The sequence below is a fragment of the Streptomyces sp. NBC_00647 genome (assembly GCF_045207245.1).
Lineage (GTDB): Bacteria > Actinomycetota > Actinomycetes > Streptomycetales > Streptomycetaceae > Streptomyces.
This window is the reverse complement of record NZ_CP109040.1, coordinates 5,014,595-5,031,198: the sequence shown is the minus strand read 5'-3', so window position 1 is coordinate 5,031,198 and position 16,604 is coordinate 5,014,595. Positions and strand designations below refer to the sequence as shown.

Here is a 16,604-nt window from a genome sequence, read left to right as displayed (position 1 = left end):
GGCGACCTCCGGGGTCAGCTGTCGGAACCGCCGGCCCGCAGGGTGGCCAGGTCGGACTTGACGGTGTTGATCGGGATGGCGAAGCCGAGGCCGACGCTGCCCGCGCTCGACGAGGACGACGAGGAGTCCGAAGCGGCCGAGTACATCGCGGAGTTGATGCCGACGATGTTGCCGTTCATGTCGATCAGGGCGCCGCCGGAGTTGCCCGGGTTGAGCGAGGCGTCGGTCTGCAGGGCCTTGTACGTCGTCGTGGAGGAGCCGGTGTCACCGTTGAACTCCCGGCCGCCGAACTCGAACGGCCACTGGCCGCTGCCGCCACCGTCCTGCTGTTGCTGCTGGCCCTGGCTCTCGTCGGTGGAGACGGTCACGTCACGGTCGAGGGCGGAGACGATTCCGCTGGTGACGGTGCCGGTCAGGCCCTCGGGGGAGCCGATCGCGACGACCTGGTCACCGACCTGGACGCCGTCGGAGTCGCCGAGCGTCGCGATCTTCAGCCCGGACGGCGCATTCTCCAGCTTGATCAGCGCGAGGTCCTTCTTGCTGTCGGTGCCGACGACCTTCGCGGTGTACGACTTGCCGTTGTTCAGCTGCACCTTGATCTCGGAGGCGCCCGAGATGACGTGGTTGTTGGTGATGATCTCGCCGCCGGTCGTGATGATCACGCCCGAGCCGGTGGACGAACCCGCGTTCGAGGTCGCGCTGATCTCGACGATGCTCGGGCTGACCGCCTTCGCGACGCCGGAGACCGTGCCCTTCTGGCTGGTCGGCACCACGCTGGTGCTCGTGCTGCTGGAGGCGACGGTGTCGTTGCCGGTCAGCTCCTGGAAGCCGTACGCGGTACCGCCGCCGATCGCCGCCGCGACGATCGCGACGGCGGCGAGCAGGGCGAACGGGCCCTTGGGGCGCCGCTTGGCGGTGGCGGGGGCGGCGGGCTCCTGCCCGCCGGGGACCGTGGCGAACACCGCGGTGGAGCCGGCGGGGTCGGGCTCGGGGTAGCCGGCGTACGGACCGGCGCTGTGGCCGCCGTTCCCGCCGCCACCGTGACCGGAGCCCGGCCACACGGTGGTGCCCGGCTCGACGTGGACCGGCGCGACCGGGTCGTACGCCGGCGGGGGAGGCCACTCGGGGTTCACGGGGGTGGAGGGGTGCGACTGCTGCTGGGGGTACGCGGACCCGTGGTCGTCGCCCTGGGGGTACTCGCCGCTGCGGCGGAAGCTCTCGGTCATGAAAAAAGACTGTCCCCCGATCATGAGAGCTCCCTGAGTGGTCCCTGAGAAGCCCGACAGAACCTCGTATGCCCGATATAAAGGCGCTTCCTGTGAGCTTCCGGTGGCGCTCGCGGCCCGTTCCCCGTGGTGCCCACGGCTCGTTCCCGGTGGTGCCCACGGCCCGCTCCCGGCGTGCTCGCGGCCCCTCCCGGCGTGCTCGGGACGGGCTCGGCGAACAGTGGGTTGCGCCCGGGTGATGTCACGGAAGGCCGGGGGCGAACACTTGACCGACCGCTGTGAAGGCCGTGTGTTCAGGGGCGGGCGGTGCCTACGATCTCCGGGCCGGAGGGGGGCTCCGCGGTTACGCCCGATGTCGCTGCAAGCGATTGCCGTCGTCGAACGGGCCGGTGCGTCGTATGCCCTTCCCGGGCCTCGGCCGAAGACAGCACACACGCACCCATCCCAGGAGTCCTGAGTGATACCTGCCCTGCGCGACCGCTGGAGACGCCCCGTCACGGCGTTGCCGGCGGCCGCTCTCGCGCTGGCGCTGACCTGCGCCGGCGCCCTCGCGGCGCAGCCCGCCACCGCGGCCGGCAACCCGGCCGGACTGCCCGACGCGAGCGTCGCCCAGTCCGCGACGGCGCCCGCGCCGGCCGCCTCCGACCAGGAGCTGCGCCACCGTGTCGTCGAGGCCGCCAAGACCCAGGCGACCCCCGGCACCGCGCCCAAGAAGACACCGTTCATCATCGGCGGCAGCGAGACGACGATCTCCTCCGCGCCGTGGATGGTCCAGCTCTCCTACTACGACAGCACGGCCGGGGTCGGCTACTTCTGCGGCGGCACCCTCGTCGCCCCGAACAAGGTCCTGACGGCCGCGCACTGCGTCGCCGGTCTGGACTGGGTGGACAACGGCGCCGTCGTCGCCGGTGCCACCGGCCTGCTGGACGACACCAACGGCACCGTCGCGGGCGTCCACCGCCAGTGGAACCACCCGCACTACGACGAGACGACCATCCGGAACGACATCGCGGTCCTCACCCTGGACCGTCCGCTGGAACAGCAGTGGACGAAGCTGGTGGCCGCGGGCGACAGCGCCTCGTACAAGGCCGGCAACTCGGCCACCGTCTACGGCTGGGGCCTGACCTCCGGCGCCGAGGACGCCGACCTGTCGGCGAACCTGCGCAAGGTCACCCTCCCGCTGGTCGCCGACTCCACCTGCGACACCGCGATGAAGACCGTCCTCGGCGAGGACGACTTCGTCGAGGGCTCGATGTTCTGCGCCGGCGCCCCGGCGACCGGCACCGACGAGGGCACCAAGAGTCCGTGCAACGGTGACTCCGGCGGTCCGGTGATCGTCGGCGGCAAGGTCGTCGGCATCGTCTCGTGGGGCGTCTCCGGCTGCACCGCGAAGGGCGCCTACCCGGTGTTCACCAAGGTGTCCTCGTACACCTGGGCAGCCCAGCCGCGCATCGACGACACGGACCTGACCTTCGACGGCCGTGCCGACCTGCTGGAGCGCACGCCGTCCGGCGGACTGTTCGAGCAGGACAGCAAGGGCACCTCGCTCGCCACCCGCGCCTACCAGGGGAACGGGTGGCAGAACGCCACCTGGGTCATGCAGGCCGACCTGGACCGGGACTTCTTCCAGGACCTGATCGTCCGCGACAAGGGTGACGGCAAGCTGTACCGCAGCTACCTGAACCACGGCTCGGGCGAGTTCGAGTGGATGCAGATCAGCTCGGTGTGGGGCGGTTACAAGTCCTACGCCATCCCCGGCGACCTGACCGGTGACGCGCGTCCCGACCTGGTCGCGGTGGACTCCGACGGCTCGGTCTACCTCTACCCGGGCAAGGGCACCGGCCAGTTCTACGGCCGCGTCAAGGTCGTCGACAAGGCGTGGAAGAACGTCAAGATCTTCGGCCGTGGTGACCTGTCCGGCGACGGCCGTGCCGACCTGCTGGTCCGCAACAGCTCCGGCGTCCTGTACCTCTACCGGGGCACGCAGGTCGAGAAGACCCCGTTCGCCGCTCGCATCCAGGCGCGCACGGGCTGGAACTTCACCTCGTACGTGGCCAACGGGGACATGACCGGCGACGGTATCGCCGACGTCCTCGCCCGCGACTCGGGCGGCACGCTCTGGCTCTACCCCGGCACCGACAAGGCTTCCAGCAGCCTGTTCGGCACCCGGAAGAGCCTCGGCACCGGCTTCAACCAGTACAACCTGCTGTTCTAGCTCCCGCTTCTCCCGCTTCTCCCGCTCTCCCGCTCTTCCGCTCTTCCGCTTTCCTTCCTTCGGGAAGCAGCGATCCCCGCGTCCCGTCAGGGGCGCGGGGATCTCCGCTTTCGTCTGCCTGGTGCGGGTGGCCTGGTCGGCCGGCGGGGCTTACGCGCAGCCGCAGGACTGGCGTACCACCAGCCGCGAGGGGAAGAGCTTCAGTCGCTCGCGCCGGGAGCCGGCCACCCGCAGCCCGTCGTCCAGGACGAGGTCCACGGCCGCGCGGGCCATCGCGGAGCGGTCCGATGCGATCGTTGTCAGAGGGGGGTCGGTCAGCGCCGCTTCCTTGACGTCGTCGAACCCGGCGACGGCCAGCTGCCCCGGCACGTCGATGCGCAGTTCGCGCGCGGCGCGCAGGACGCCGATGGCCTGGTCGTCCGTGGAGCAGAAGATGGCCGGCGGCCGGTGCGGTCCGGCGAGCAGTTCCAGGCCGACCTTGTAGGCGTCGTACCGGTTGTACGGGGCCTCGAAGAGGCGTCCCTCGGTCGGTTTGCCGGCTTCCTGCATGGCGCGCCGCCAGCCCTCGACGTGGTCGGAGACGGGGTCGCCGACGGCGGGCGTCTCGGCCGTACCGCCGAGACAGGCCACGTACGCGTACCCGTGCTCCAGAAGGTGCCGGGTGGCGAGCTGGGCGCCCCCTATGTCGTCGGTGACGACGGCGACGTCGTCGATCGCCTCGGGGCGCTCGTGAAGGAGCACCACGCGGGCGTCCCACGCGTCGATCTCGGCGGCCGCGTGGTCGTTCAGCGCGTGGCTGACGAGGATCAGTCCGGAGACCCGCATACCGAGGAAGGCGCGCAGATAGTGCACCTCGCGCTCGGCGATGTAGTCGGAGTTGCCGACCAGGACCATTTTTCCGCGCTCGGCGGCGGCCTGTTCGACGGCGTGCGCCATCTCCCCGAAGAAGGGCTGGCGCGCGTCCGGCACGATCAGTCCTATGAGCTCCGTCTTCCGCGAGGCCATGGCCTGGGCGACCCGGTCGGGCCGGTACCCCAGCTCCTTGATCGCGGCGAGAACGCGCTCGCGCGTGGCCGGGGCGACCGGCCGGGGTCCGTTGTTGATGACATAGCTGACGACGGCGGTGGACGTACCCGCCAGTCGCGCTACATCATCCCTAGTCACCTTGGCCACGCGCGGAGTCTACGCGGATGGACCTACCTCTGGGCAGGGCGTACGGCGGCTTCCTGAGGCTCCGCCGGAGCCTGCGCCGGGGCGGCGGCGTCCAGGTGCGCCGTCTCGTCCGCATCATCCGGCTTTGGCTGGGCGGCCTTGGCTTTCGCCTCGTCCGCGGCGCGGTCCACTTTCTCGGGGGTAACGAATCGATAACCGACGTTCCGGACGGTCCCGATCAGCGACTCGTGCTCGGGCCCGAGCTTCGCCCGCAGCCGTCGTACGTGGACGTCGACCGTCCGCGTACCGCCGAAGTAGTCGTAGCCCCAGACCTCCTGCAGCAGCTGGGCGCGGGTGAAGACCCGGCCCGGGTGCTGCGCGAGGTACTTCAGGAGCTCGAACTCCTTGAAGGTCAGGTCGAGGACCCGGCCCTTGAGCTTGGCGCTGTACGTCGCCTCGTCCACGGAGAGGTCGCCGTTGCGGATCTCCATCGGGGAGTCGTCGTTGACGATCTGCTGGCGGCCCATCGCGAGCCGCAGGCGCGCCTCGACCTCGGCCGGACCGGCGGTGTCGAGAAGAACGTCGTCGATGCCCCAGTCGGCGGTGACGGCCGCGAGGCCGCCCTCCGTCACGACGAGGATGAGGGGACAGCCGGGGCCCGTGGAACGCAGCAGCTGGCACAGGCTGCGGACCTGCGGGAGATCACGTCGTCCGTCGATCAGGATGACGTCGGCACCGGGGGTGTCGACGAGAGCTGGGCCTTCCGCCGGAGCCACGCGCACGTTGTGCAGCAGCAGGCCGAGAGCGGGAAGCACCTCCGTCGACGGCTGAAGGGCATTGGTCAGGAGCAAGAGAGAACTCATCGCGCCTCACCCACTTGGGTCGTCCTGCCTTCGTGCACGGTTCGCTCGCCCATAACGTCTGGTTCCTCCTCGGTCCCTGCGAGGACGTTTGCGGCACTGCTCTGTACGTGCGGTTCCCGCGCCCCTGGGATCCGCTGCACGTCCGGAGCCCCGTACACCTGCGGTTTCCCGCTTCGTATACAACGCTTCCGAAAGCACAAAAGGACCCGGGGGCTACTCTGCCCGAGTCCTCATGCCCAGCAGAATAGCCCACATGAGCTCAGGTCCGGCAGGTCAAGTGACGCGATCTTTCAATAGTCCACGCCTTGAGACAGCGTCGCGCGTCCCTTCGCGGAGGTTTCTGCGCACAGTCGACGGGGTGACGATCGATGCCGCCTACGACCCCGGAACGGGTTCTTCAGGTGACCTTGCGTTCATCGTCGCGCACGGATTCACCGGCGGTCTGGACCGCCCGCACGTGCGTCGCGCGGCCGGCGTCCTGGGCCGCCGTGCGGCGGTGGTCACGTTCTCCTTCCGTGGTCACGGGGGATCGGGCGGCCGTTCCACGGTCGGCGACCGCGAGATCCACGATCTGGCGGCGGCGGTCGCCTGGGCGCGTGAACTCGGGCACACCCGGATCGTGACGGTCGGCTTCTCCATGGGCGGCTCGGTGGTGCTGCGGCACGCGGCGCTGTACGGGAGGAAGGGTCCGGTGCCCGGTCGTGAGCCGGTGCCCGGCCGGGAGCACGGGGGGCGCACGGAGGCGCGAACGGACGCGGTGGTTTCGGTCAGCGCACCGGCCCGCTGGTACTACCGGGGTACGGCCCCCATGCGGCGGGTGCACTGGCTGGTGACCCGCCCGGAGGGCCGGGTCGTGGGCCGTCTCGGCCTCGGGACCCGTATCCACCACCGTGACTGGGACCCGGTGCCGGAGTCCCCGGTCGAGTGCGTTCCGCACATCGCGCCGACCCCGCTCCTCATCGTCCACGGCGACCGGGACGGCTACTTCCCCGTGGACCACCCGCGGATGCTGGCCGAGGCCTCCGGCGGCCACGCCGACCTGTGGCTGGAGCACGGCATGGGGCACGCCGAGAACGCCGCCTCGGACGACCTGCTCGCCCGTATCGGTGACTGGGCTCTCGCACACGCGGGCTAGCCTGACGGGGTTCACGCGGACACGCGCGCGGACGACACCGACACCGGATCGCTGATTGAGGGACGAGATGGCAAAGGGCACGGTGCGTTACTGGGCCGCCGCCAAGGCCGCGGCAGGCGTCGCCGAGGAGCCGTACGAGGCGGGCACGCTCGCCGAGGCACTCGACGCTGCCCGCGAACGACACCCCGGCGAACTCGTCCGCGTCCTGCGGCGATGCTCGTTCCTCATCGACGGTGATCCCGTGGGTACCCGAGGGCATGAGACGGTACGGCTGGCCGAGGGCGGCACGGTCGAGGTGCTCCCGCCGTTCGCAGGAGGGTGAGCGAGACGATGAGCAACCAGCCGTACGAGGGTCAGTACGAGGGGTACGACCCGTATCAGCAGCCGCAACAGCAGCCGCAGCAACAGCCGCAGCGCCGGCGTCGGCCCCAGCAGCAACAGCCGCAGCCGCAGCCCCAGCACCAACAGCAGCAGCCCGAGTGGCAGCAGCACACCCAGCAGTGGGAGGGGCAGACCTGGGAGACGCAGGCGCAGAGTCCGGTCTCCGCGGCGGACACCGCGTATCTGCCCCCGCAGGGCTACCAGTCCTACGGCGAGCCCCAGGGCTACGGCGCCGCCGTGGGAGACCCCCTGCCGCCCGAGTCCCCGGCGCAGCCCTGGACCCCGGAGCAGGCGCAGGCCGCCCACGAGGCGCCCGGCACCGTCGGCCAGGCCGACCCCTCCCGCCCCGGCGGGACGCTCCGCGAGAGCGCGAGCGAGGCCGCGGGTGGGTACGGTCCCGCGACCGTCACGGGCAACGCCCGGATCACCGACGCCCAGCGCGCCCGCGCCGAGGGACGGTCGCCGATCATCGAGCCCGGGATGCAGCCGGCCGCGCTGACGGCGGTGCTCGCGCTGCTGCTCTCCGGGGCGGCGGCGGTCGGGGAGTACGCGCTCGTCGTTCCGCTCGTCCTGCTCCAGGCCGTCACCGCGGCGGGGTGGTTCCGGCTGAACGGGATGTGGCCCGCCCGGCAGGGCATCGCGCTGGCGTTCGCCGGTGCGCTGACCGCGGACGTCGCGCTGCTCGTCGCGGGCCGGGAGAACGCGCCGGCCGCGATCCTCGGCACCCTCGGTGTCTGGGTGCTGCTGACCCTCGTGCTGCAACTGCGCAGCCACGCCGACCCGGACACCCGGATGTACGGCCTGATGGCGACCGTCGTCTCCGCGGCGCTGTCGATCATCGCGGCCGGGCATCTGGCGGCCGAGCCGGACGCCGTGACGGTGGGCGCCGCCGCGGTCGCCGTGGCGATCCTGGCCCGCGCGCTGCCGCTGCCCACGGCGGCCTCCGTGGTCGTCGCGCTGCTGGCCGCCGCGGGCGCCGGCATCGCGGTCGGCGGGATGACGGACCTGGGCACGCAGGGCGCCTTCCTGGGCCTCGGCGCGGGTGTGTGCGCGCTGATCGGGCACCGGGTGGCGAGCTACGACTACCCGTCCCGCTTCGTCCACTTCACCGCGGGTGTGGCGCTGCCGCTGGCCGCCGCCGCTCCGGCGGTGTACCTGCTGGGCCGCGCGCTCGGCTGATCGGCCGTTCCGGCCGTTCGGATCCGGTCATCCGGCCGCGCCGAATCGTCACAGCTGATCGACAACCGCCATGAAGGGCCCCCGTTCCGGGGGCCCTTCGGGGTTAGGCTCACGCTCGGCGGCCATTCGGCCGTCCGGACGGGGACGTCAAAGGTGGGGGAACACCGAGCATGCGCGCACTGCGAATAACCCTGATCCTCTTCGTCATTCTCGGCGGTCTGTTCGTGCTCGCCGACCGGGTGGCGGTCGGGTTCGCGGAGGACGAGGCGGCGGACCGGATCAAGAGCACCGAGGGCCTCGCGGCCACCCCCGACGTGTCCATCGGGGGCTTCCCCTTCCTCACCCAGGTCGTCGGCGGCGAGCTCGACGACGTGACGATCGGCATCAAGAACTACGAGGCGTCCACGGGCGGCACGGACTCCGCCGCCGGCACGATCCGCATCGACGACCTCAACGCCGAGATGCACGGCGTCGCCTTCAGCGGCGACTACAGCTCCGCCACCGCCGACAGCGCCACGGGCACCGCGTCGATCACGTACGCCGAGTTGCTCAAGGCCGCGAAGTCCGAGCCCGCGCAGGTCGCGCCCGGCGTCACCGCCCAGGTCATCGGCCTGTCCGACGGTGGCGACGGCAAGATCAAGGTCACCGTCTCGGCGACGGTTCTCGGCACCAAGCTGCCCCAGCCGGTCTCGGTGCTCAGCTCCGTCGCGGTCTCCGGCGACACGGTGAAGGTGCACGCCGACTCCCTGCCCAAGCTGGGCGTCCAGCTCGCCGAGGGCAAGATCCGCTCGATCACCGACTTCCAGCAGAAGATCGAGGAACTGCCCGGCGGCATCAAGCTCGACAAGGTCGAGGCGGCCCCGGGCGGCGTCGAGATCTCGGTGAAGGGTTCGGACGTCCGGCTGGTCGGGTAGAAGGCCGTCGGGCCGAAGGCCCTACCGGACCGGCCGGGTGGCAGGCTCCACCGGGCCGGCCCTGTGGCCGGTCCTGCCGGACTCCCTGGCAGATGGCCCTGCCGGGGCCGATCCGGCAGACGGCCCGGCCCCACCGGGCGGCTCCGGCGGACGTCCCCTCGGAGGGCGGCTGTCCGAAAGGCGAGACGGCCCCGTCCGTACCGCAGATGCGCTGTTGATGTGACGACCGATACAGGCCCCCGGAACCCGTGCGGGCCGGGCCTCGACGGCGTACGCATACCACTATGCGGACGATCGCGTCTCAATATACGACACACCGGTGACATGCCCGCCTGTCCGTCCCTACGATCGGACCCATGAAGCGACAGGCGGATCTCACGAAGCGGCGGGCAGTAGACCTGTGCCGCGTCGCCGCCATGCTCTGTCGCACCTTCTGAGCGGAAGCTTCCCGCCTTCCGCGAGCCGGGCCCTTCGACCTCTCTTGTCGGGGCCACCATTGCGCCGCGCAGCCCTCACCGGCATGCATCACCGCGCACCCTCTCCATCGCACCACCCCGCCGCAACTGCCCCGGAGGAGAACGAGCATGAGCCGCAGCGACGTCCTGGTAGACGCCGACTGGGTCCAGGATCACCTGGACGACCCGAACGTGGCCGTCGTCGAGGTCGACGAGGACACGTCGGCGTACGAGAAGAACCACATCAAGAACGCCATCCGGATCGACTGGACCAAGGACCTCCAGGACCCGGTCCGCCGTGACTTCATCGACCAGGAGGGCTTCGAGAAGCTCCTCTCGTCGAAGGGCATCGGCAACGACACGCTGGTCGTCCTCTACGGCGGCAACAACAACTGGTTCGCGTCCTACGCCTACTGGTACTTCAAGCTCTACGGCCACGAGAACGTGAAGCTGCTCGACGGCGGCCGCAAGAAGTGGGAGCTCGACTCCCGCGACCTGGTCGACGGCTCGCAGATCCCCGAGCGCGCCGCCACCGCCTACAAGGCCAAGGCCCAGAACACCTCGATCCGCGCCTTCCGTGACGACGTCGTCGCCGCGATCGGTTCGCAGAACCTGGTCGACGTCCGTTCGCCCGACGAGTTCAGCGGCAAGCTGCTCGCCCCGGCGCACCTGCCGCAGGAGCAGTCGCAGCGTCCGGGCCACGTCCCGAGCGCCCGCAACATCCCGTGGTCGAAGAACGCCAACGACGACGGCACCTTCAAGTCGGACGACGAGCTCAAGGAGCTCTACGCCGCCGAGCAGGTCGACCTCGCCAAGGACACGATCGCGTACTGCCGCATCGGTGAGCGTTCCGCGCTCACCTGGTTCGTGCTGCACGAGCTCCTCGGTGTGCAGAACGTCAAGAACTACGACGGCTCCTGGACCGAGTACGGCTCCCTCGTCGGCGTGCCGATCGAGCTCGGCGCCAACAAGTAACCCTCAAGGCCTGAAGGACGGAATCGAAATATGTGTGGAGCGAAGGCCGGCGGCCCCGACGCCTCGACGATCAAGCCCGGTGAGACCACGATCCAGGGTCAGGTGACCCGCGACGGCGAGCCGGTGACGGGCTACGTCCGTCTCCTGGACTCGACCGGCGAGTTCACCGCGGAGGTCCCCACCTCCGCCACGGGCCAGTTCCGCTTCTACGCGGCCGAGGGCACGTGGACCGTCCGGGCCCTGGTCCCGGGTGGCACCGCCGACCGCACGGTCGTCGCCCAGACGGGCGGCCTCGCCGAGGTCGCGATCGCCGTCTGAACGGCAGACCGCCGTCCGTGACGGCAGTCGACTGAACGGCCGAAGGGCCGCACCCCCGGGGGTTGGACGCTTACCGGATCGGGGTGCGGCCCTTCGGCTCGCCCTCGCTCGGCCCGCCCCACCCCTCAGGGTCCCGCCGACGCTGCGCCGGACGGGTTGTCCGGGCCTACGCTGGTGGTATGTACGCGCGCAGGCGTCACCTGTACTTCGTCATGATGGGGACGTGCATCGTGCTGTTCGTCCTCGCCTGGGGCGTCGTACGGCTGTGGTCGGTTCCGGTGGCCGTCGGTATGTGCGTGGTGGCCATGGTGATCCCGCCGGTGGCCGCGATGGTGGCCAACCGGCGGGGGCCCGAGGACAGATGGTGGGACGACCCGTCCGGCGACGCCAAGTCCGACGAGTGGTGGGACGAGCTGGACGGCAAGAAACGGCGGCAGCAGTGAGCCGGCGGCAGCGGTGAAACGGCGGCAGCGGTAGGAGCGGAAAAGCGTCTATGTCGCGTACGAGGTTGTCCACGGTGGTGCTCGACGCGCCCGACGCCCACGAACTGGCCGACTTCTACCGGCGGCTGCTCGGATACGAGGTGCGCGCCGAGGAGCCCGACTGGGTGCTCATCGGCCCGCCGTTCGGCGGGATGGCGCTCGCCTTCGAGACCGAGCCGCTGTACACACCGCCGGTCTGGCCCGCGGGCCCCGGCGACCAGCGAATGATGCTCCACCTCGACATCGAGGTCGACGATCTGGCCGAGGAGACCGCCCACGCCGTCGGGCAGGGTGCCCGGCTCGCCGACCATCAGCCCCAGGAGGACGTACGGGTGCTCTTCGACCCGGCGGGGCACCCCTTCTGCCTCTGGGTGGACACGCGCGGGCGGCGCGGACGCGGCCAGTAGAGGCACGGACGCCGTGATCGGGGGCGCGGACCGTGAGCCGGGACGCGGACGTCATGAGCAGGGGTGCGGACGTCGTGAGCAGGGACGCGGACGTCGTCAGTAGACGAGCGCCTGCGTCCCGTCCGCCATCGCCTCCTGCACGAACACCTGCGCACCCGCGATCCGTACGCCTTCCAGGACGTCCTTCTCCGTGATGTCGCGCCGGGCCGCGCACTGAGTGCACAGGGTGATGCGTCCGGCCGCCAGGATCGAGTCGATCAGATCGGGCAGCGGCGCCGCGTGCGGCAGCTCGAACTCCGCGGCGCGGCCCGGCAGCGCGAACCACGCGGACTCGCCGGTCAGCCAGAGGGAGACCTCGACGCCACTGGCCACGGCCACCGCCGCGACGGTGAACGCCTGTGAGCAGCGCTCCGGGGCATCGGCCCCCGCCGTCACCTTGATCACGAGCTTGTTCGCCATGGCCGCCATGGTATGCCGAATCGTGATCATCGCCAGGGCAACCCCGTGTGTGGGCCATGGGTCTCCTGTGCGCGCGGATACGGAATCCGTGCTTCACGTTCGTGGGGGGACGTCTTGGTAGTACCCGAAGGACCCGAAACACCGGAAAGACCGGGCGTGCCCGCGGACGCGCCGATTGTCGATCCCGGTACGACCCCTCGTGAGCCGACGCAGCCCGCGCCGGCCGAGGAGGTCCCGGCGTCGGTGCCGACCGCAGCGGCCGCGGAGCCGGAGCAGCCCGCAGTGGTCGCACCGCGCGCGCGTCGGCGCGGCCGTACGACGCTGCTCATCGCCACGGCCGCCGTGCTCGGTCTCGTCGCCGGGACCTGCGCCGGATTCCTGATCCAGGCCGACCGCGAGCCCACCAAGCTGCCCTCGCTGTCGCAGCCGGTGCTGGCCCAGGCCAAGGGCGCAGGCCCCGAGCCGCTGTCCGCCGCCCAGGACCACCGGGTGAAGACGGACGGCGACCTGCGCAAGCTGCTGGTCAAGCGGCCGCACGGTTCCCGGGACCTCGAGTACGCGGTCGGTGACGACGGCTGGATGGACCTGCCGCAGTACGCGGACGCCTACGAGAAGCCCGTCAGCGCCTTCGCCGACCTCCTCGCCGAGGAGTTCCGCCGTGCGGCCGTCACCGGATGGCAGCAGGGCAGCACCTATGCCGTGGAGATCCGCCTGGTGCAGTTCCGCCAGGAGGAGACCCTCGAAGCCGCCGACGGCTCGGAGAGCGGGCACTACTGGGCGGAGAAGGAGGCCGGCACCCGCAGCTGGCCGGTCCCCGGCACCGGTGACGGCATGGCGTACGTCCACACCCGGCCGGACACGAAGCCGGGTTACCTCCCGGTGTATTCGGCGGAGGCGCACGCCTGGCGCGGCGACATCCACATGGAGATCTGGATCTACGACACCAAGCCGATCCCCAAGGAGAAGATCATGGATCTGGCCGAACGGCAGATGAGGCAGCTGTGAGCGAGAACCATGTCGAGAATTCCGCTGGAAGCCTCGCCGAGGTTTCCAGTGAGGCCTCCGAGGACTCCACGGCTGTCTCCGCCGAGACCTCCGCCGAGACCTCCGAGGAGACCTCCGGTGAGGTCCCTGCCCAGAGCCTCGGTGTTCCCGCCGCCGGTGACCCCAGCGGTGAGCCCACCGCGGGTGACACCGCCGCGCCCAGGAAGCGGCTGCGCCGGGGCCGTGTCGCCGCGGTGTCCGGTGCAGTCCTGCTGCTCGGCGCCGTCGTCGCCGGCGTCGGCCAGACCGTCGTGACCGTGGACGAGGCCGACCGTGATCCGGGGAAGCCCACCTGGCATTTCCCGAAGGCCGTGAAGGACAAGAAGCCGAAGGCCGCCACCGGCCTGGAGGGCATGCTCCTGCCCTACGACGAGGGCTACACGCGCGGCCCGGACCTCGGTGAGTTCGGGTCCGACACCGAACTGACCGGCCGCCAGGCCGCCGCGCTGCGCAAGGAGGCGATCGGCGGGCTGCCGCGCACCCAGCGGCGGCAGTTGGAGAAGCGGATCGATGAGCAGCACATCAAGGGCATGGTGATGCGCAGCTACCTGAGCTCCGACCCCTATGCCGTGTACAAGAAGAAGTCCTTCATCGTCAGCGTCACGCTGTCCCAGATGGAGAACCAGCGGACCGTGCGGGAGATCGCGACGGGGCAGAACAGCTTCCTCGACGGACTCGGGATCTTCCGGAAGGGCCCGAAGATCGAGGGGCACAAGAACGCCGGGTGCTTCCTGCCGCCCAAGGACAGTGACGAGAAGCTCGACGAGATGATCTGCTCCGCGTACGTGGGAGACGTGCTGGTGAACGCGACGGTGTCCGGCGTCAAGCCGCTGGACAGCCAGGCCGTGTCCCGCTTCCTGGCCGCCCAGCTCGACCGGATCACGGACCCGGGGGAGGCCGTATGACCGAGAACCTTTCCGTGCCGCTCGATGACGAAGCGCCGGCGGAAGTACAGACGGAGGCACCGACCGAAATGCGGACGGATGCGCCGACGGAGGCACCGACCCACGTGCGGACGGAAGCGCCGACGGAGGCACCGACCCACGTGCGGACGGAAGCGCCGACGGAGGCACCGACCCACGTGCGGACGGAAGCGCCGACGGACGTACTGCCGGAAGCGCCGACGGACGTCCTGCCGGAAGCGCCGGTGGACGCACCGTCGGCCGTGTCCCCGGCCGAACCGTTCCCGGCGCGGCCCCCGGTGAAGAAGGATCGTCGTGTCCTCCGCGCCACGCTGCGCTGGACCGCGGCGGTCGTGGCGTTCGCGGCGGCCTGCGCGGCCTCCACGTACGGCATCACGGAGATGAAGCGCACCGACGTCCCGGGCCTGGCCACCGCCTCGGACGGGCGGTGGGACTACCCCGAGATCCAGCTGCCGCCGCTGCCCTCGGGCAGCCCGCGCCCCTTCGACGAGGCGAACACGCCCAGCGTCCACTTCGCCGACCTGCGGAAGCTGCTGCTGCCCTCGCCCAAGGGCGCGACGGCCGACAACGGCCTGCGCGGTGCGGACGGCTGGCTGCCGAGGAAGGACTTCCTGGCCGGGTACTCCTCGAAGGACGACCGCGACGAGATCGGCCAGTTGCTGACCGACTACGGCCTGCGGCACATCGCCGCCCGCGGCTGGACCACCCCGGACGGCACGCACACCCGGGTCTACCTGCTCCGGTTCGATACCGCCGCGGTCGTCGACGCGCTCCAGCAGGACGAGCTCACGAGCTGGGACAGCCCGAACTTCGCGCTCCGGGGCGCCGCCGACGTGCACAGCGACGAGAGCTTCCCGGACAGCACCCGGATGGACGACGTCTCCCGCTACGCGTACGCGGAGGCCAAGCCGTACGGCGCCGAGCAGGTCAGGCAGGCGTATCTGGTGGCCGGAGACACCCTCGGGCTGGTGGTGCAGTCCCGCAAGGGCCGGGCGCCGGAGATTCCCTTCCAGCAGACGGTGGTCCTGCAGAGCCAGCTCCTCGGCTGAGACCGGACGCTCCGACAGGGTGTACCTGCAAGAGAGTGCCGGGCCCCAGCCGCGTAAGCTGGGGCCCGGCCTTGTGTACCTCCCCAGTCTCGGCTGCGCCCGGGCGGGGACCCCGTTCCGCTCATCGAGGAGCACCCCGTGGAGATCTTCTTCGAAACCCTGCTGGTCCTGGTCTGCGTCGGCGTGCTCGCCTTCGCCGGACTGGCCGTGAAGAAGCTGTACCAGGGCCAGCGCTGACCCCCATCAAGGAACTGCTCAGCTCATGATCGAGATCCCGTCGGACCTCCACAAGGACCTGGTCCCCCTTGTCTTCCTGCTCGGCGACTGGGCCGGAGTCGGTGTCCACGACTTCCCCGGCTCCGAGAAGTGCAACTTCGGGCAGGAGGTCAGCTTCACCCACGACGGGCGGGACTTCCTGGAGTACCGCTCGCACAGCTGGGTGCTCGACGCGGACGGCGAGAAGGTCCGGCCGCTGGAGTCGGAGGCCGGTTTCTGGCGCATCGACTCCGACCGCAAGGTCGAGGTCGTGATGACCCGCGACGACGGCGTCGTCGAGATCTGGTACGGCGAGCTGGCCGACAAGAAGCCGCAGATCGACCTGGTCACCGACGCCGTGGCCCGTACGGCCGCGGCCGGTCCCTACAGCGGCGGCAAGCGCCTCTACGGCTATGTGAACAGCGACCTCATGTGGGTCGGCGAGAAGCAGACCCCCGAGGTCGAGCTGCGCCCCTACATGTCCGGACACCTGAAGAAGGTCGTCACCCCGGAGGACGTCGAGCGCTGGGCCAAGGCCCTGCCCGACGACATGCCGGACGACGGGATCGCCTTCTTCAAGTAGGCCGCCGTGTAGTTCATCAGGTCGGCACCGACAGGAATGGTCCTAGACTTCCAGTGTGGTGAGCACCGACTGGAAGAGCGACCTCAGGCAGCGCGGCTACCGGCTGACGCCGCAGCGCCAGCTTGTCCTCGAAGCAGTGGACACCCTGGAGCACGCGACCCCCGACGACATCCTCGTGGAAGTGAGGAAGACGGCGTCGGGGGTCAACATTTCCACGGTGTACCGGACCCTGGAGCTCCTGGAGGAGCTCGGGCTGGTCAGCCATGCCCATCTGGGGCACGGCGCGCCGACCTATCACCTGGCCGACCGGCACCACCACATCCACCTCGTCTGCCGCGACTGCACGAACGTCATCGAGGCCGACGTCTCGGTCGCCGCCGAGTTCACCGCGAAGCTCCGGGACACCTTCGGCTTCGAGACGGACATGAAGCACTTCGCCATCTTCGGACGCTGCAAGGACTGCGCGGCCCGGAAGAAGTGATCGTGAAGACGCGATCGTGAAGAGGCGATCATGCAGGTACGAACGTGGAGAAGCGATCGTGAGGGTGCGAGCGTGGAGAAACGATCGGATCGGGTGATCATGCGGTCG

At 70.3% G+C, this 16,604-nt stretch carries 19 protein-coding genes; 15 read left to right on the top strand and 4 right to left on the bottom strand.

The features are described 5' to 3' along the window. Positions 1–14: 14 nt before the first annotated feature. Positions 15–1,226, bottom strand: a complete 1,212-nt coding sequence (locus OG788_RS22015) for a S1C family serine protease (protein ID WP_406372931.1) — start codon at positions 1,224–1,226, stop codon at positions 15–17. 457 nt (positions 1,227–1,683) lie between these two features. On the opposite strand from OG788_RS22015, the gene OG788_RS22010 reads away from it, so the two are divergent. Beyond that, positions 1,684–3,441, top strand: a complete 1,758-nt coding sequence (locus OG788_RS22010; RefSeq protein ID WP_406372929.1) for a trypsin-like serine protease — start codon at positions 1,684–1,686, stop codon at positions 3,439–3,441. Positions 3,442–3,591: 150 nt separating this feature from the next. Here the strand turns inward: OG788_RS22010 and OG788_RS22005 are convergent, their stop codons facing one another. Further along, entirely contained in the window at positions 3,592–4,614 is a 1,023-nt protein-coding gene (locus tag OG788_RS22005; protein WP_356756828.1) for a LacI family DNA-binding transcriptional regulator, read from the bottom strand. Positions 4,615–4,637: 23 nt separating this feature from the next. After that, complete coding sequence (locus tag OG788_RS22000; protein WP_351537040.1) at positions 4,638–5,456, bottom strand: response regulator transcription factor; 819 nt, start codon at positions 5,454–5,456, stop codon at positions 4,638–4,640. Positions 5,457–5,709: 253 nt separating this feature from the next. Here OG788_RS22000 and OG788_RS21995 point away from each other — a divergent pair, with 253 nt between their 5' ends. From OG788_RS21995 to OG788_RS21955, 9 genes are all read left to right on the top strand, one after another. After that, on the top strand, positions 5,710–6,591 hold the full coding sequence (locus OG788_RS21995; RefSeq protein ID WP_406372926.1) for an alpha/beta hydrolase family protein: 882 nt from the start codon (positions 5,710–5,712) through the stop codon (positions 6,589–6,591). Between the two features lie 67 nt (positions 6,592–6,658). Further along, entirely contained in the window at positions 6,659–6,913 is a 255-nt protein-coding gene (locus OG788_RS21990) for a MoaD/ThiS family protein (RefSeq protein WP_081218128.1), read from the top strand. An 8-nt stretch (positions 6,914–6,921) separates the two neighbouring features. After that, positions 6,922–8,151, top strand: coding sequence for a hypothetical protein (locus OG788_RS21985; protein WP_406372924.1), 1,230 nt, complete (start codon positions 6,922–6,924; stop codon positions 8,149–8,151). A gap of 170 nt (positions 8,152–8,321) precedes the next feature. Then, a complete protein-coding gene (locus tag OG788_RS21980; protein ID WP_351537049.1) occupies positions 8,322–9,065 on the top strand; it encodes a DUF2993 domain-containing protein in 744 nt (247 codons plus the stop codon). A 356-nt stretch (positions 9,066–9,421) separates the two neighbouring features. Next, positions 9,422–9,502 (top strand): putative leader peptide, encoded by an 81-nt coding sequence (locus tag OG788_RS21975; protein ID WP_350310325.1) that lies wholly within the window; start codon positions 9,422–9,424, stop codon positions 9,500–9,502. A 147-nt stretch (positions 9,503–9,649) separates the two neighbouring features. Then, on the top strand, positions 9,650–10,495 hold the full coding sequence (locus OG788_RS21970; protein WP_266760178.1) for a sulfurtransferase: 846 nt from the start codon (positions 9,650–9,652) through the stop codon (positions 10,493–10,495). 30 nt (positions 10,496–10,525) lie between these two features. Continuing rightward, positions 10,526–10,813 (top strand): DUF1416 domain-containing protein, encoded by a 288-nt coding sequence (locus tag OG788_RS21965; protein WP_054232391.1) that lies wholly within the window; start codon positions 10,526–10,528, stop codon positions 10,811–10,813. A gap of 179 nt (positions 10,814–10,992) precedes the next feature. After that, the gene (locus OG788_RS21960; RefSeq protein WP_356756819.1) at positions 10,993–11,256 is read left to right on the top strand and encodes a DUF3099 domain-containing protein; all 264 of its coding nucleotides are present in this window, start codon (positions 10,993–10,995) and stop codon (positions 11,254–11,256) included. 50 nt (positions 11,257–11,306) lie between these two features. Further along, entirely contained in the window at positions 11,307–11,702 is a 396-nt protein-coding gene (locus OG788_RS21955) for a VOC family protein (RefSeq protein ID WP_356756817.1), read from the top strand. 96 nt (positions 11,703–11,798) lie between these two features. Here the strand turns inward: OG788_RS21955 and OG788_RS21950 are convergent, their stop codons facing one another. Further along, positions 11,799–12,161 carry a DsrE family protein gene (locus OG788_RS21950; protein ID WP_261702080.1) on the bottom strand — a complete coding sequence of 121 codons (363 nt, stop codon included), beginning with the start codon at positions 12,159–12,161 and terminating at the stop codon, positions 11,799–11,801. 243 nt (positions 12,162–12,404) lie between these two features. On the opposite strand from OG788_RS21950, the gene OG788_RS21945 reads away from it, so the two are divergent. From OG788_RS21945 to OG788_RS21925, 5 genes are all read left to right on the top strand, one after another. Further along, entirely contained in the window at positions 12,405–13,166 is a 762-nt protein-coding gene (locus OG788_RS21945; protein ID WP_406372920.1) for a hypothetical protein, read from the top strand. Next, on the top strand, positions 13,163–14,110 hold the full coding sequence (locus OG788_RS21940; RefSeq protein ID WP_406372919.1) for a hypothetical protein: 948 nt from the start codon (positions 13,163–13,165) through the stop codon (positions 14,108–14,110). Before OG788_RS21945 ends, OG788_RS21940 begins: the two co-directional genes overlap by 4 nt. 176 nt (positions 14,111–14,286) lie before the next feature. Then, positions 14,287–15,177, top strand: a complete 891-nt coding sequence (locus OG788_RS21935) for a hypothetical protein (RefSeq protein WP_406372917.1) — start codon at positions 14,287–14,289, stop codon at positions 15,175–15,177. A gap of 262 nt (positions 15,178–15,439) precedes the next feature. Then, the gene (locus OG788_RS21930) at positions 15,440–16,015 is read left to right on the top strand and encodes an FABP family protein (RefSeq protein WP_266760167.1); all 576 of its coding nucleotides are present in this window, start codon (positions 15,440–15,442) and stop codon (positions 16,013–16,015) included. Positions 16,016–16,070: 55 nt separating this feature from the next. Beyond that, entirely contained in the window at positions 16,071–16,496 is a 426-nt protein-coding gene (locus OG788_RS21925; RefSeq protein WP_266760165.1) for a Fur family transcriptional regulator, read from the top strand. Positions 16,497–16,604 lie beyond the last annotated feature (108 nt).

Bases quoted from the DNA above. Each gene is read 5' to 3' on its own strand.
- OG788_RS21970 (WP_266760178.1), top strand. From the start codon at position 9,650: ATGAGCCGCAGCGACGTCCTGGTAGACGCCGACTGGGTCCAGGATCAC.
- OG788_RS21975 (WP_350310325.1), top strand. From the start codon at position 9,422: ATGAAGCGACAGGCGGATCTCACGAAGCGGCGGGCAGTAGACCTGTGC.
- OG788_RS21990 (WP_081218128.1), top strand. From the start codon at position 6,659: ATGGCAAAGGGCACGGTGCGTTACTGGGCCGCCGCCAAGGCCGCGGCA.
- OG788_RS21950 (WP_261702080.1), bottom strand. From the start codon at position 12,161: ATGGCGAACAAGCTCGTGATCAAGGTGACGGCGGGGGCCGATGCCCCG.
- OG788_RS22000 (WP_351537040.1), bottom strand. From the start codon at position 5,456: ATGAGTTCTCTCTTGCTCCTGACCAATGCCCTTCAGCCGTCGACGGAG.
- OG788_RS21965 (WP_054232391.1), top strand. From the start codon at position 10,526: ATGTGTGGAGCGAAGGCCGGCGGCCCCGACGCCTCGACGATCAAGCCC.
- OG788_RS21980 (WP_351537049.1), top strand. From the start codon at position 8,322: ATGCGCGCACTGCGAATAACCCTGATCCTCTTCGTCATTCTCGGCGGT.
- OG788_RS21985 (WP_406372924.1), top strand. From the start codon at position 6,922: ATGAGCAACCAGCCGTACGAGGGTCAGTACGAGGGGTACGACCCGTAT.
- OG788_RS21995 (WP_406372926.1), top strand. From the start codon at position 5,710: ATGAGCTCAGGTCCGGCAGGTCAAGTGACGCGATCTTTCAATAGTCCA.
- OG788_RS21960 (WP_356756819.1), top strand. From the start codon at position 10,993: ATGTACGCGCGCAGGCGTCACCTGTACTTCGTCATGATGGGGACGTGC.
- OG788_RS21955 (WP_356756817.1), top strand. From the start codon at position 11,307: ATGTCGCGTACGAGGTTGTCCACGGTGGTGCTCGACGCGCCCGACGCC.
- OG788_RS21930 (WP_266760167.1), top strand. From the start codon at position 15,440: ATGATCGAGATCCCGTCGGACCTCCACAAGGACCTGGTCCCCCTTGTC.
- OG788_RS22015 (WP_406372931.1), bottom strand. From the start codon at position 1,226: ATGACCGAGAGCTTCCGCCGCAGCGGCGAGTACCCCCAGGGCGACGAC.